Source organism: Pseudomonas sp. TE9122, assembly GCF_056278925.1.
Map to the genome: position 1 here is coordinate 5531221 of NZ_JBWBQI010000001.1, position 13673 is coordinate 5544893.

A 13673-nucleotide genomic window follows, 5' to 3' on the forward strand; every position below is an offset into this window, starting at 1 on the left:
GACAGAGAGAGAACTAATCGTGTCCCTTCGCAAATACCAGAATCACACCCCCCGCTTGAGCAACGGCGCATTCGTCGACGGTTCGGCGGTGGTGATCGGCGACGTCGAAATTGGCGCAGACAGCTCGGTCTGGCCGCTGACGGTGATCCGTGGCGACATGCACCGCATCCGCATCGGTGCGCGCACCAGCGTGCAGGACGGCTGTGTGCTGCACATCACCCACGCCGGCCCGTTCAACCCGGACGGTTTTCCCTTGCTGATCGGCGATGACGTGACCATCGCCCACAAGGTCATGCTGCACGGCTGCACCGTGGGCAGCCGCGTATTGATCGGCATGGGCAGCATCGTCATGGACGGCGCCGTGGTCGAGGACGATGTGATCATCGGCGCCGGCAGCCTGGTGCCGCCGGGCAAGCGCCTGCAGAGCGGCTTCCTGTATGTCGGCAGCCCGGTCAAGCAAGTGCGCCCGCTGACCGAAAAGGAAAACGCCTTCTTCACCTACAGCGCGGCGAATTACGTCAAGCTCAAGGACCTGCATCTGGCCGAAGGCTACGACCAGCTCTGAATCGCCCTACACCTGCTCGGGAATTTCCATGCATTACCAGACTGTACTGTTCGACCTCGATGGCACCCTGACCGACCCGCGTGAGGGCATCACCCGCTCAATTCAATTTGCCTTGGCCAATCTCGGCATCGACGAGCCGGACCTGAGCAAACTGGAACACTTCATCGGCCCGCCGCTGCTGCAAGCGTTCATGCAGTTTTACGATTTCGACGAGGCCAAGGCCTGGGAAGCGGTGAATTTTTACCGCGAGCGCTTCAAGGTCACCGGCCTCTACGAGAATCGGGTGTTCGACGGGGTGACGCCGTTGCTGGAAACCTTGAGCGGGCAGGGGCGGCAGTTGTACATCGCGACGTCCAAACCGTGGGTGTTCGCCCGCGAGATCGCCCGGCACTTCGACTTCGCCCGCCACTTCAAAGTGATCTACGGCAGCGAGCTGGACGGCACGCGGACCAACAAGGTTGAGTTGATTGCGCATCTGCTTGAGGAAGAACGCCTGGACCCGGCACAGACCCTGATGATCGGTGATCGCAAGCATGACCTGATCGGCGCCCGCAGCAACGGCCTGGATGCGGCGGCGGTGGGCTATGGGTTTGGCAGCTTCGAGGAATTGAACGCCGAATCGCCGGCTTATCACTTTGAAACTTTGAATGCGTTGCATCAGGCTTTTTTGCAGCGCTGAGCAGATGGCTATCGCTGGCAAGCCAGCTCCCACAGGTTAGCGATTCTTCAGGCTCACCGCTGTCCCTGTGGGAGCTGGCTTGCCAGCGATGAGGCCCGTTCAGCCGCTGGTGGACTCAGGAACTGCCAAGGCCCTCAAAGCCGCCTTACGCTCATCAACCGGCAATCGCCCCAACCGCTCAACCTCGGCATAGAACCTCAGCCAATCCCCACCCACCTGCCTGAACAGCGCCGCAAACGCCGGCACCCACTGGTCATACAGCCCGAACGGCAACAACCGCGCATTGTTCAGCGGCGCATTGACCCAGGCGTCATAGCGCTTGTCCCCGGCCCACTGACTGTCGCGCGTTGCCTGATACTCCCGGCGCAAGCGCTCGAATTCAGCTGCTTTGTGCTCACGCATTTGCTCAACCGACAGCGGCTGCGCATACAGCGTCTCCAGTCGTGAACGCGTGGCGAGTACCAGTTCGATGAATTGGTCACGCTGCTTGAGCCTCGCATCCGACTCTGCCGGTAGCCCGCGAAAGGCGCGCCATTGCCGCGTACCTTCCTGCTCGACAAACGTGGCAAATGACTCGTTGAATTCGGTGTCGTCCTTCACATAGAACTTCTGGTGCGCCAGCTCATGAAAGATCAGCGTGGCCAGTCGCTCATCGCCCCAGCCCATCATCGAATTGAGGATCGGGTCATTGAACCATCCAAGCGTCGAGTACGCTTCGACCCCGCCGATCGACACATCCATACCCTGCAAACGTTGAATCGCCGCTTCGCCACGGGCGGCGCTCTGGCTGTAGTAGCCGCGATAGGCCACGCAGCCGGCAATCGGGAAGCAGTGATTCTGCGGTGTCAGGGAGAACTCTTGAGTAGCGAACACATTCCACACCACGTAGGGGCGATGGATATCGGCGTAAAGGCGATAGCTCTGGTTATCCGGCAAATGCAGATGCTCGCTGGCAAAGGTACGGGCCTTTTGTGATTGAGCCAGATGCGCGCGCAATTTGGCATCGCGGCTGGGGTCGGCAATGACCTTCTCCACCGGCTCCCGGGCGCGCAGCAATTGCAACTGGCCGCTGGCGAGCTGGCTGTAATAGCTGACGCTGGCGCAACCGTTGAGCAACAAAAACAACACACCCGGAAACAAAATCGGAAAAACGCGATCAAGTAACCCAAGGCTGGAAAACGGCCTGATCAAAATAAGAAATTCCCCGGAAAGTCTGCCCCAAGACTATCCCGCCTCAAGGAGCACCGCTATGCGCATGTTCATGCTGACAGGAGGCCTGCTGACGCTGGCCGGTTGTGCCGGATTCGGAATGCCCGACCCCGACCCCTCGCAAGCCTGGATCGATCTTGACGCTCGCCAACACGACACGGCGCTGCAAGCCGTTCAAGTCGATGCCACCCAGGCCATCGACAAACGCTATTTCGAAGTGCAGCCCGGCAGCCATGAGCTGAAGGTGCGCTATCAATTCCCGGTCGAGGCCACCAATATCGGCCCGACTGCCGAACCGCTGTGGCGCGATTGCCAGTTGAGCGTGAAATTCAAGGACTTCAACGCCGGCCAGCGCTATCAGCTGCAGGCTGGCAGCATCGGCTTCAGGCCTTGGGCCAAGCTGTATGACGAACAGCGCAAGGTTGTCGGTCAGGGCACACCGGCGGGCTGTCAGAGCAGTTGATCGGCGCTATGCTGGAAATCCCGTCTAAGGATATCGATCATGCGCAAGTTGACGACATTGCTGGCCGCCAGTGTGCTCGCCGGTTGTCAGAGCCCGTTGCCGGCGGCCGATCCAGACAAAGCCTGGGTCGACTTCGCCATGCCTACCCCCGGCGGCAAGGTGCTGATGGCCGAGCGCCTGGATAAACAGCGCTCGCGCGACGGACGGTTTTTTCAGGTGACGCCCGGTAGTCATGAGCTCACCGTGCGCTTTGACTTCGAAGTATTCGGGGGTGGTCAGGGCATGGATACCGATCCGCAAGAGCGGCTGTGTTACATGACCGTGCCCTATGAATACTTCGAGGCCGGGCAGCGTTACCGCCTTGAGGCCCGATCGCTGGCCTTCACGCCAAGTGCACGCTTGATCAATCGTCAGGGGCAGATCGTTGCCAACGAGCGGCAGATCAATTGCGTGCCGTGATAGGCAATCAGCTATCGTTTTTCTGATAGATGATTCGCTTGGTGCCGTTCTCGCAAGTACCGACGATCATGGCCGAGTCATGCTGCTTCGCCTCCTCCGCCGTGATGATTTCCAGGGTGTACGTTGGGACCGCTTTCGCCTGAATTTTAACCTCGATTTCCTTTCTGAGCTCTTCGCACTTCTTGGGGGCTGCGAAAGCGGAAGTGGCCAGTGCACTGCAAAGGATCGCCAAGCCAATACGTTTCATCGATGAAGCTCCTTGAGGCAGCGCGCACGGGTGTGCGCTGAAGCTGCTGTCGATTATTCGACCACAATTCTGCGGAGCGGGTTCTGACTTTGCTCACACCTTGTATTAATTGCCGGCCGCTGAGCAGGTTTCTAGACTGCCTTCGCGAGCAAGCTCGCTCCCCCACTGGATCTGCGCCGTGCACAAATCCCCTGTGGGAGCGAGCCTGCCCGCGAAAGCGTCAGCCCTGCAAACGCCCAATCAGCTGACCAGCGAAGCCTCGAGGGTGATCTTCGCGTTCAGCACTTTGGAAACCGGGCAACCTTCCTTGGCCTTGTTGCTCAGTTCTTTAAACTGCTGCTGAGTTGCGCCTGGAATCTTCGCCTTGAGAATCAGCTTTACCGCAGTGATTGCGAAGCCGCCGTCAACCTGATCGAGGGTGACTTCAGCGTTGGTGTCGATGCTGTCTGCCTTCAGGCCGGCATCGCCGAGAATCATCGAAAACGCCATGGAAAAGCAGCCGGCGTGGGCCGCGCCGATCAGTTCTTCCGGATTGGTACCCTTGCCGCCTTCAAAGCGCGCCTTGAAGCCGTACGGCGCTTCGCGCAGTACGCCGGTTTCGGTGGAGATCGAGCCGAGACCGGTTTTCAGATCGCCTTCCCAATGCGCCGATGCCTTTTTCACGATAGCCATGTCTGCCTCCTCAAATGTGGCGCGGGACGCCGCGCCTTCGCGGTTTTTACTAGCAAGGCTTCTGAGGATAGACGGCGGAACAAAGTTCAGCCTGGCTGAATCGTTGACTTTTTTAGTAGGAAATTTCGCCGCTGCTATTGAATCTCGGGTATATGCCCTCATTCCATAAAACACGCTTATGGATTTGGCAGGTTTTCGCTCGCAAGAAAAACCTGCCTCCCCACCCGGAGATGCAGGTTCATGAAAAAACTGTCCGACGTAAAATTTTCCACCCTCGACCTGGTGCCAGTGCGCGAAAACGGCAGCGCAGCGCAATCGCTGCGCAACTCGCTGGATCTGGCACAACATGCCGAAAAATTCGGCTACACGCGCTTCTGGGTCGCCGAACATCACAACATGGACGGCATCGCCAGTTCGGCAACTTCGGTGTTGCTCGGCTATCTGGCCGGAGGCACGTCGACGATCCGCGTCGGTTCCGGCGGGGTAATGCTGCCCAACCATGCGCCGCTGGTGATCGCCGAGCAGTTCGGCACCCTCGAGAGCCTGTACCCGGGACGGATCGACCTGGGTCTGGGCCGCGCGCCCGGCTCTGACCAGATGACCGCCCGCGCCTTGCGCCGTGAGCGCTCGGGCAGCGCTGACGACTTCCCTGAAGACGTTGCCGAACTGATGCGCTACCTCGGCCCGCGCACCCCGGAGCAACGGGTGATCGCCATGCCCGGCACCGGCACCAACGTGCCGGTCTGGCTGCTCGGCTCAAGCCTGTTCAGTGCGCAATTGGCGGGTGAGCGCGGCTTGCCTTACGCCTTCGCCTCGCACTTCGCGCCGCGCTTCATGCACGAGGCGATCCGCATCTACCGCAATCACTTCAAACCGTCGGCGGTGCTCGACAAGCCGTACGTGATGCTCGGCGTGCCGCTGGTGGCAGCGGATACCGATGAGCAAGCCGATTACCTGGCGACGTCTGTGTACCAGCGCATTCTTGCGCTGATGCGTGGCCAGAGCCTGGTGCAGCGTCCACCGGTGAAAACCATGGACGGCCTGTGGCTGCCCCATGAACGTGAAGCGGTGGGCGATTTCCTCGGTCTCGCCATGGTCGGCGGCCCGCAGAAGATCCGCGCCAAGCTTGAGGTGTTGATCGAGCAGACCCAGGCGGACGAGCTGATTTTCACCAGTGATCTTTACGAACACGCCGATCGCATCCATTCCTACGAATTGTTGGCCCAAGTCATGAAGGGATAACGCGAACCCTTGTAGGAGCTGTCGAGTGCAACGAGGCTGCGATCTTTTGATTATGATTTGAAATCAAGATCAAAAGATCGCAGCGTCCCGCAGCTCCTACCCGGAAAATCATCGTCCACAAAAAAGCCGACGCATCCACGTCGGCTTTTGTATTTCAGGCGCAATCAACCTCGCTTGTAGACGATGTCCTTGCTGCCGCCTTCGCAACTGCCGACGACGTCGCCATCAGCGGCCGCACCCTTGTCGACAACTTCCAGCGAATAACCGGATACGCCTTTGGCGTCGAGCTTCGCGGCGATTTCGCTTTTCAGCTCTTCACAAGGCTTCCCGGCTGCAAACGCACCACCCGCAAGGCTCAACAAACCTACTGCCAACATGAACTTCTTCATCGGTCGCACTCCCTGGTCGGATTGAATGAGGCGGGCATCGGGTCATCCACCCGATGCGCTCACCTTGTAGCGCTTTGCCATTCCCTATGGCACTCGGCCAGCGCGCAAGTTCAGAAGACTAGCTCAAACTCAGCTGGCGGCAATCTTGAAGCCGACTTTCAGCGTTACCTGAAAGTGCGCCACCTGGCCGTTTTCGATGTGGCCACGGGTTTCGGTCACTTCAAACCATTCCAGATTGCGCAGGGTTTTGTTGGCTTCGGCCAGTGCGTTGTTGATGGCGTCTTCGATGCTGGTGGTGGACGAACCGACCAGCTCGACTTTCTTGTACGTGTGATGGTCACTCATGGCGTTCTCCTTGGGTTGGAATGGCGTGTGAAATTGAGCCTAACAGGCAATTGCACTGTTGATTTCGGCGCCTCTGCGCTGCCGAAGTTCAGAATTTCTGCACTTTCTCGAAGTGGTGAAGTCCCAACCAACACACGCCACTCATCACCAATGCAGGAGAGCCACCATGGCCAACACCTCTTTACGTAAAGCCTCGTTGCAAAGCATGGAAGCCGAGATCGAGAGTCTGCTCAAATCGTTGGAAAGCTTGAAAGACGATGCTTCGGACGAGTCGCGCAAGACCCTCAAGGCGCTGAAAAGCAATGCCGAAAGTGCATTGAAACATTCCCGTCATCTGCTCAGCGACGCGTACGAAGAAGTCAAAGTGAAAACCCGCGAGACCGGCATTGCCACTCGTGATTACGCGCAGGAACATCCTTGGACCACAGCCGGTGTGGCTGTCGGTGCAATCGGTCTGCTCGCTGCCTACTTTTTGTTCAAGCGCGGTGAGTGATCAGGCTGGCGCAGCTCGTTTTTGAGCCACTGCGCCAGTTGCCGGGCGCGCCCGTCCGCGGCGCGCTTGGGTAGCCACAACGCCAGTTGCGCCGGGGTTTCGCAGAAGCCCCACGGCGCAACCAGGCGACCCGCCTTCAGGTCTTCAGTTACTAACGGCTCCGGTGCGATTGCCACGCCGAGACCTGCAACAGCCGCCTCCAGCAAATAATACAAATGCTCAAAACCTTGCCCGAGCTTCAACGCCTTGGAATCGAGGTGGTTTTGCTGTGCCCAGCTGGGCCAGGCTTGCGGGCGAGAGGTGGTGTGCAGCAAGGGCTGCTTGAGCAATTCTGCGCCAGGAGCGTCGTGCAGGTTCTGATAACCGCTGAATAACGGGCTCATCACCGGGCCGATGCGTTCCGCCGCCAGTTCGTAGACCTGCATATCGGCCGGCCACGGTGGCTCGGCGAACAGCAATAGCGCATCAAGGCCCGGGCGCCGAGGATCGAGATCGCCTTCACCGGCCGACAGGTGCAAGCGCAGATCAGGCAAATCGGCATTCAGCCGTCCCAGACGCGGAATGAACCAGCGCGCCAGCAGACTCCCCGAACAACCAAGCACGAACGGCGCATCGGCAGTGCTTTGGGTCAATTCCGCACAAACAGTGCGCAAGCGATCAAACGCCTCTGCGCTGGCATCGCGCAGACGCACGCCGGCATCTGTGAGTTTCAAGCCGCGCCCATCCTTCACGAACAGACTCACGCCGAGATGTTCTTCAAGCGCTTTCAGCTGGCGGCTGACCGCGCCGTGAGTGACATGCAGCTGCTCGGCAGACTGACTGACGCTGTTCAGACGGGCGGTGGCCTCGAAGGCGCGCAAGGCATTAAGCGGGGGAAGGTCGTGGCTCATGGTATCTGTGAGTTTTCCTGACAGGTTGCGGCGATCTTATCGGTTTTCAGCCTGGAAAGTCAGGGGTAGAGTGGTCGTCATTGTCTTCTGACCGAATTCACCTGGAGCGACCCATGACCCAGACTTCGAACACCTCTGATCTGCGTAACGGCCCTGACGCCAACGGCCTGTTTGGTGCATTCGGTGGCCGTTATGTAGCGGAAACCCTGATGCCGTTGATCCTCGACCTGGCCCGCGAATACGAAGCGGCCAAGGAAGATCCGGCATTCAAAGAAGAATTGGCCTACTTCCAGCGTGATTACGTCGGACGTCCGAGCCCGCTGTATTTCGCCGAACGCCTGACCGAGTTCTGCGGCGGCGCCAAGATCTACCTCAAGCGTGAAGAGCTGAACCACACCGGCGCGCACAAGATCAACAACTGCATCGGCCAGATCCTGCTGGCGCGGCGCATGGGCAAGAAGCGCATCATCGCCGAGACCGGCGCCGGCATGCACGGCGTGGCCACGGCCACCGTTGCTGCGCGTTTCGGTCTCGATTGCGTGATCTACATGGGCACCACCGACATCGAACGTCAGCAGGCCAACGTCTTCCGCATGAAGCTGCTGGGCGCTGAAGTCATTCCGGTCGTGGCCGGCACCGGCACCCTGAAAGACGCGATGAACGAAGCCCTGCGTGACTGGGTGACCAACGTCGACAACACTTTCTATCTGATCGGCACTGTGGCCGGCCCACACCCGTATCCAGCAATGGTCCGCGACTTCCAGGCCGTCATCGGTAAGGAAACCCGCGATCAGTTGCAGGCTCAGGAAGGTCGTCTGCCGGACAGTCTGGTGGCATGCATCGGTGGCGGTTCCAACGCCATGGGCCTGTTCCACCCGTTCCTCGATGACAAGAGCGTGGAGATCATCGGCGTCGAAGCCGCCGGTTACGGCATCGAAACCGGCAAGCACGCGGCCAGCCTGAACGGCGGTGTGCCGGGCGTGCTGCACGGTAACCGCACCTTCCTGCTGCAGGACGACGATGGGCAGATCATCGACGCCCACTCGATTTCCGCTGGCCTCGACTATCCGGGCATCGGTCCTGAACACGCCTGGTTGCATGACATCGGCCGCGTCCAGTACACCTCGGTAACCGATGACGAAGCGCTTGAAGCGTTCCACAAATGCTGCCGTCTGGAGGGGATCATTCCTGCCCTGGAAAGCGCCCACGCTCTGGCCGAAGTGTTCAAACGTGCACCGAAGCTGCCGAAGGATCACCTGATGGTGGTCAACCTCTCGGGCCGTGGCGACAAGGACATGCAAACCGTAATGCACCATATGCAACAGTCGCAGCAGGAGAAACACTGATGAGCCGCCTGCAAACCCGCTTTGCCGACCTCAAGCAACAGAACCGCGCCGCGCTGGTGACCTTTGTCACCGCTGGCGATCCTGACTACGACACTTCGCTGGCAATCCTCAAAGGCCTGCCTGCCGCAGGTGCCGACGTGATCGAACTGGGCATGCCGTTCACCGATCCGATGGCCGATGGCCCGGCGATCCAGTTGGCCAATATCCGCGCACTGGGCGCCAAACAGAATCTGGCGAAAACCCTGCAAATGGTTCGCGAATTCCGTGAAGGCAACAGCGACACGCCGCTGGTGTTGATGGGTTACTTCAACCCGATCCACAAATTCGGCGTCGAGCGTTTCATCGCAGAAGCCAAGGATGCCGGCGTCGATGGCCTGATCGTGGTCGACATGCCACCAGAGCACAATGAAGAACTGTGCGACCCGGCGCAGGCTGCCGGGCTGGATTTCATCCGCCTGACCACGCCGACCACCGACGACGCGCGTCTGCCGCGTGTGCTCAACGGCAGTTCCGGTTTTGTCTACTACGTGTCGGTCGCGGGTGTCACCGGCGCCGGTGCAGCGACTCTGGAACACGTGGAAGAGGCGGTTGCACGTCTGCGTCGGCATACCGACCTGCCGATCAGCATTGGCTTCGGTATCCGTACACCGGAGCAGGCTGCGGCCATCGCGCGTCTGGCTGACGGTGTGGTGGTGGGCTCGGCGTTGATCGATCACATCGCCAGTGCCGATACGCCTGAGCAGGCCATTGATGGCGTGTTGAGTCTGTGTTCGGCGCTGTCCCAAGGCGTGCGCAAGGCTCGCGTCTAAAGCCGCAGGGGAAAACCAAAAGGCTTCAGAACATGGGTTCTGAAGCCTTTTTTGTGCTCAGGGTAATTGCAGTCCGCCCGAAGCTTTGTGCAGTTTGCGCAAATGCTCGCCAATCTGCTTGACGTTGGCCTCGCTGGCGGCAATCTCGGCGGCGCGCTTGGGTTCGAGCAGCTTGCGCACTTCAGTATCGAGGTCGCCGGACAGCGCCAGCAGCTTCTTCTGCCGCTGGCTGCTTTCCGCTTCCAGTCGGCCAAACTCGCTCGGCTGGGGCAGTCCGTAACCTTTAGAGTCGAGCAGTTCCGCCGGGCGGCTGAGGAAGCCACTGTTGGCGAGAATCTCCTGCAAGGTCGCGTTGGCTTTGTCCATGCCGCCATTTTCCAGCTCGCGGGCACCGAGGTAGCGTTGCTTGACCTCGTCCTGGGCCAGCAACAACTGCCGGCGGAAACTCGCCTGCTCGAGCAGCAACAGCGCCGCGCTGGTGCGCAGGTCGGCGCGGTCGAACCATTCGCGGCGTTGCTCAGCGCTGAGTGACAGCCAGTCTTCGACAGTGGTCTGCTTGATCGGCAGCTGCTTCTTCAATACATCGAACATCGCTTGATAGCGATCGCGGAACGAGTCGAAGCGGTAACCCAGACGCAGCGCTTCTTTCGGATCGTCGAGCACACTGGTGTCGGCCAGACCACGGCCCTTGAGCACTTCCAGCAAGCCGTTGGGCATGATGCTGTCGAGGCCGACCAGTTGGCTGTTATTGCTGCCGCTGCGCAACAGTTTCAAACCCTCTACCGCGCAGTTGTTGGACAGGAAGAAATAGTTGCCGTCGTAGCTCCAGTGCATCTCGGCGGCATGTTCGACCACGCCCTCGATCTCCTCGCGAGACAGGTTCAGCGGCACTGAAGCGAGGCTGCGCAGCTCGGTCTTGGTGTATTCGTCGATCACCTGTGCCAGCGGCAACACGAACAGCCGCGACGGGTATTTGCCGACCAGTCCGTCCCAGCTCGACAGCTGCACATCGCCAACGAAGGCGCGATAGGACAGCACCAAGTGTTGATCGAGATCGAGGCGGCAATCCGGGCCGCGCGGGCGACCGGGGGCGCAGATCACCAGGCGCAACATGCTGTGGCCCCAGCGACTGACCCAGTTCTGATTGGCCTCGGCCAGCAGGTAATCGACCGCGTAGACCCGTTCCGGATCGACTTGCCCCAGAGGCTGCTTGGCGAAGTCATTGCCCGCATTGAGAAAGGCAAAGCTCTTGCTGCAGGTGTCCTGCGCTGGCGGCGCCCAGCCGAAATGTTCCTTGTAGTAGCGATACAGCGCCGGGCGGCGGCAGGCGTAGCTCGGGTCGAGGAGGAAGTACTCCATGTTGACCGCGACAAATTCCTTGGGACTGGAAATTTCGTACAGGTCCGGGCTGCGAGCGATCTGCCGGTTATGTTGTTCACGCTCGCCACGGCGGCCGACGTACTGTTGCCACCCGGCCAGATCGAGCAGGCGCGGATCGTCGCTGATGGTGAAGCGGCGACCGTTCTGCCCGCGACACTCATCGGGAATACCGATCAGCCCGGCGCTGTTGAAGCGTCGGGTGCAGCGCTGGATCAACGTGCGCTCGGCGCTTGGCCATAAACGCGCGCGGTCGTAGATATGCGTGATTTCGTGCAGCACTGTGGCTAGCAGTTCCTGGCGCACAGTGCCGTGGGGGCGATTGGTTTTCTCTTTCGCCGCGCTGCCATCGGTGAGAGCTGCGAGAAGCTTGCGATTCAGATCAAGTTCGGCAACCAGCGTCGCCTGCCCGTAAGCATTGGCCGGCATGTCGTCGGTCCAGCCGACATCGATACGCCGATCCAGCCGTTCGATGAAGCTCGGCGGCAGTTTCGCCATGGCCTCATCAATCAGCGCCTGACTGGCCTGTTGTTGAGCCGGGCTCAGACCCTCGGTCTTGAGCCGCAATTGCAGGCCGGCGTGGGCGCTGTTGCCAAGCAGCAACAACGCCCCGGCCAGCAGCCAGGCGCCAACGGACCTCACAGTGCGAGGATGGCTTCGGCGAGTACCTGGTCACTGGCGTCGCGCGCTTCCGGCACCCGTGTACGCAATGTGTTGAGAGCGGCCTCGAGGTGCGCGCCACGGATGTCGCCGTTGCTGGCGACGAAACTGGCGGCGTCGTCGTGGGCTTCGCGGATGATTTTCGAATCGCGAATCGACGTGGTGGTATCGGAGGTGAAATCGATGCTGCGCTGGGAGGCACGAACGATGATGTTACTGGTGGCTACCAGGGTGTGCGCCTGGGCCACATCGGCCAACACAAACAGGCCAAGGGCGGCAGCAATCAGCGGGCTACGCATGGAACGACTCCGGAAGGACAAGGATAACTATTGGACGAGAATTGCTTCTGCCAGTTCAAGGTCGCTGGCATGAAGTTTCGGCCGGGTTTTGCGCAGGTAATGCAGCGCGGATTCCAGCCGTGCGCCTCGCCATTCACCGTCACTGGCGACGAAGGCGGCCGCGTCATCATGGGCGGCGAGCAGCAGTTTACGGTCGAACGGCGCAGAAGACACCATGCTGGTGGCGTAACCGCTGACAACCGTGCCTTGGGTCGATGCATTGAAAGCATCGAAGGCGTTGGCAGACATCGCCCAGCAGGCGGTGAATAGAGTAGAAGAGATGAGCAAAGTTGGAAGAAAGCGCATGGGACTCGACAACTGTTAGCGAGCCTGAAGGCTAGCGCAAATGCCCGGGCCAGAGCCAGCGTTGAAACATCGGGACACGGCTGGCGTGTCCCACAATACCGCAAGCGATCAGAGCGTCAGAATGGCCTGAGCCAATTGGGCATCGGTGGCATTGAGTTGTGGCACCTGATGGCGGATGTGATCGAGCGCGCTTTCCAGCTTCACCCCACGGATATCGCCTTCGCTGGCCACGAAGCTGGCGGCATCGTCGCGGGCGGCGAGGACGATCTTGTCGTCACGGAACGAGGAGGTCACATCGGAAGTGGCGTCGGAAGTGGCTTTCAGCGCGCCGACGATCGAGTCGGTGGTGACGATGAAACTGGTAGCACTGGCGTTGGCAGCCACGGCCAGCAGGGCGGCGGCACTGAGCAGGCGAAGACGGGTCATGATGTAACTCCTTTGGATAAACCGTAGTGAGAGGTGGCTCGGTATCTGAGGAGTCAGACGCCTGTTGCGCAACGTTCGCCACGTTCTGCATGGATATTAGGCTGCCAAATCCGGTTCGCCCAGTGGTGGCCAGTGATACTCCAAAGGTTCTGCATAACTGTACTGGTGTTATCTGGGGCTTTCGTGAATTGTACCTGTACTCATTCAGTTATGCGTTTTAGAGCATTCAAGGCCCTGAAACGACAAAACCCGTCGTGGTTGCCCACGACGGGTTTTGCTTGTGCAATTCGGGTTGCTGGCGGTGGGTCTGACGACCAGAGCCAGCGACGCTGCTTAGCGCCAGAACGGCTTGCTCAGCTCTTCGTAGCGTTGTGCTTCGCTGATACCGGCGTCGGCCAGCAGACGCGAATCCAGACGGGCCAGTTGGTGGCGGCTGGAGATGCGGCGCTGCCACAACATCAGGTTGGCGATAACGCGCAGAGGCAGGGAAGCCTGGGTGTTTACAGCTTTGTCTTCGAAGAACAGTTCGGAACTGAGTGTACGTTCCATGGTTGACATCCTTCCGCTTGTGGCGGGATCAGGTAGTGGTTTGACTGGTGCCCATGATCCTCTCGTTTGCCTAGTCTCTGTAGATACAGTTCATTTGTATTGTGAGTGAGCAGTTAACTGTTTATGGATGGTGTACGGGTCGAAATTGGGCAAACTGTACCTGTCTGCACTTGAATGGTGCATTTGAGCTCGTATCAGGGGATTGAGTA

19 protein-coding genes are annotated in these 13673 nt (G+C 59.7%); 8 read left to right on the top strand and 11 right to left on the bottom strand.

Annotation, left to right across the window (positions count from 1 at the left end; translation table 11 throughout):
• Positions 1-19 precede the first annotated feature (19 nt).
• Positions 20-565, top strand: coding sequence for a gamma carbonic anhydrase family protein (locus ACZ9BE_RS25035; RefSeq protein ID WP_150637331.1), 546 nt, complete (start codon positions 20-22; stop codon positions 563-565).
• A 28-nt stretch (positions 566-593) separates the two neighbouring features.
• On the top strand, positions 594-1244 hold the full coding sequence (locus tag ACZ9BE_RS25040) for an HAD family hydrolase (RefSeq protein WP_150743239.1): 651 nt from the start codon (positions 594-596) through the stop codon (positions 1242-1244).
• 99 nt (positions 1245-1343) lie between these two features.
• On the opposite strand, the gene ACZ9BE_RS25045 is transcribed toward ACZ9BE_RS25040, so the two are convergent.
• Positions 1344-2435 (bottom strand): aminopeptidase, encoded by a 1092-nt coding sequence (locus tag ACZ9BE_RS25045; RefSeq protein WP_476250049.1) that lies wholly within the window; start codon positions 2433-2435, stop codon positions 1344-1346.
• 58 nt (positions 2436-2493) lie between these two features.
• On the opposite strand from ACZ9BE_RS25045, the gene ACZ9BE_RS25050 reads away from it, so the two are divergent.
• Positions 2494-2916 (top strand): PA0061/PA0062 family lipoprotein, encoded by a 423-nt coding sequence (locus tag ACZ9BE_RS25050; RefSeq protein WP_056791288.1) that lies wholly within the window; start codon positions 2494-2496, stop codon positions 2914-2916.
• A 39-nt stretch (positions 2917-2955) separates the two neighbouring features.
• Positions 2956-3375, top strand: a complete 420-nt coding sequence (locus ACZ9BE_RS25055) for a PA0061/PA0062 family lipoprotein (RefSeq protein WP_252887085.1) — start codon at positions 2956-2958, stop codon at positions 3373-3375.
• A 7-nt stretch (positions 3376-3382) separates the two neighbouring features.
• Here the strand turns inward: ACZ9BE_RS25055 and ACZ9BE_RS25060 are convergent, their stop codons facing one another.
• Positions 3383-3622, bottom strand: a complete 240-nt coding sequence (locus ACZ9BE_RS25060; RefSeq protein WP_252887086.1) for a DUF1161 domain-containing protein — start codon at positions 3620-3622, stop codon at positions 3383-3385.
• Positions 3623-3862: 240 nt separating this feature from the next.
• Positions 3863-4294, bottom strand: coding sequence for an OsmC family protein (locus ACZ9BE_RS25065; RefSeq protein ID WP_476250050.1), 432 nt, complete (start codon positions 4292-4294; stop codon positions 3863-3865).
• A gap of 240 nt (positions 4295-4534) precedes the next feature.
• Between ACZ9BE_RS25065 and ACZ9BE_RS25070 the strand changes: the two genes are divergently transcribed.
• Complete coding sequence (locus ACZ9BE_RS25070) at positions 4535-5536, top strand: LLM class flavin-dependent oxidoreductase (protein WP_056791299.1); 1002 nt, start codon at positions 4535-4537, stop codon at positions 5534-5536.
• 164 nt (positions 5537-5700) lie between these two features.
• Here the strand turns inward: ACZ9BE_RS25070 and ACZ9BE_RS25075 are convergent, their stop codons facing one another.
• A complete protein-coding gene (locus tag ACZ9BE_RS25075) occupies positions 5701-5925 on the bottom strand; it encodes a DUF1161 domain-containing protein (RefSeq protein ID WP_071173980.1) in 225 nt (74 codons plus the stop codon).
• Positions 5926-6054: 129 nt separating this feature from the next.
• Positions 6055-6270, bottom strand: coding sequence for a dodecin (locus ACZ9BE_RS25080; RefSeq protein WP_016772305.1), 216 nt, complete (start codon positions 6268-6270; stop codon positions 6055-6057).
• A 166-nt stretch (positions 6271-6436) separates the two neighbouring features.
• On the opposite strand from ACZ9BE_RS25080, the gene ACZ9BE_RS25085 reads away from it, so the two are divergent.
• Complete coding sequence (locus ACZ9BE_RS25085; protein ID WP_039757078.1) at positions 6437-6763, top strand: ElaB/YgaM/YqjD family protein; 327 nt, start codon at positions 6437-6439, stop codon at positions 6761-6763.
• Here ACZ9BE_RS25085 and ACZ9BE_RS25090 read toward each other — a convergent pair.
• Entirely contained in the window at positions 6736-7653 is a 918-nt protein-coding gene (locus ACZ9BE_RS25090) for a LysR family transcriptional regulator (protein ID WP_406227971.1), read from the bottom strand. The genes ACZ9BE_RS25085 and ACZ9BE_RS25090 overlap by 28 nt on opposite strands.
• Before the next feature lie 113 nt (positions 7654-7766).
• Here ACZ9BE_RS25090 and trpB point away from each other — a divergent pair, with 113 nt between their 5' ends.
• Together trpB and trpA are read left to right on the top strand one after the other, a co-directional pair.
• Positions 7767-8999 (top strand): tryptophan synthase subunit beta, encoded by a 1233-nt coding sequence (gene trpB / locus ACZ9BE_RS25095; RefSeq protein ID WP_016772302.1) that lies wholly within the window; start codon positions 7767-7769, stop codon positions 8997-8999.
• Positions 8999-9808, top strand: a complete 810-nt coding sequence (trpA, locus tag ACZ9BE_RS25100) for a tryptophan synthase subunit alpha (protein ID WP_016772301.1) — start codon at positions 8999-9001, stop codon at positions 9806-9808. Before trpB ends, trpA begins: the two co-directional genes overlap by 1 nt.
• 57 nt (positions 9809-9865) lie before the next feature.
• On the opposite strand, the gene ACZ9BE_RS25105 is transcribed toward trpA, so the two are convergent.
• The 5 genes from ACZ9BE_RS25105 to ACZ9BE_RS25125 all read right to left on the bottom strand — a co-directional run bounded on the left by ACZ9BE_RS25105 (position 9866) and on the right by ACZ9BE_RS25125 (position 13464).
• The gene (locus tag ACZ9BE_RS25105; RefSeq protein ID WP_315435052.1) at positions 9866-11827 is read right to left on the bottom strand and encodes a DUF7844 domain-containing protein; all 1962 of its coding nucleotides are present in this window, start codon (positions 11825-11827) and stop codon (positions 9866-9868) included.
• Positions 11824-12144, bottom strand: coding sequence for a DUF2388 domain-containing protein (locus ACZ9BE_RS25110; RefSeq protein ID WP_041476450.1), 321 nt, complete (start codon positions 12142-12144; stop codon positions 11824-11826). The genes ACZ9BE_RS25105 and ACZ9BE_RS25110 overlap by 4 nt, the downstream gene beginning before the upstream one ends.
• A gap of 27 nt (positions 12145-12171) precedes the next feature.
• A complete protein-coding gene (locus tag ACZ9BE_RS25115; protein ID WP_095182269.1) occupies positions 12172-12489 on the bottom strand; it encodes a DUF2388 domain-containing protein in 318 nt (105 codons plus the stop codon).
• 108 nt (positions 12490-12597) lie between these two features.
• Positions 12598-12915 (bottom strand): DUF2388 domain-containing protein, encoded by a 318-nt coding sequence (locus ACZ9BE_RS25120; RefSeq protein WP_095182268.1) that lies wholly within the window; start codon positions 12913-12915, stop codon positions 12598-12600.
• Positions 12916-13248: 333 nt separating this feature from the next.
• Positions 13249-13464: a DUF1127 domain-containing protein gene (locus ACZ9BE_RS25125; protein WP_007911656.1), complete on the bottom strand. Its 216-nt coding sequence runs from the start codon at positions 13462-13464 to the stop codon at positions 13249-13251.
• Positions 13465-13673 lie beyond the last annotated feature (209 nt).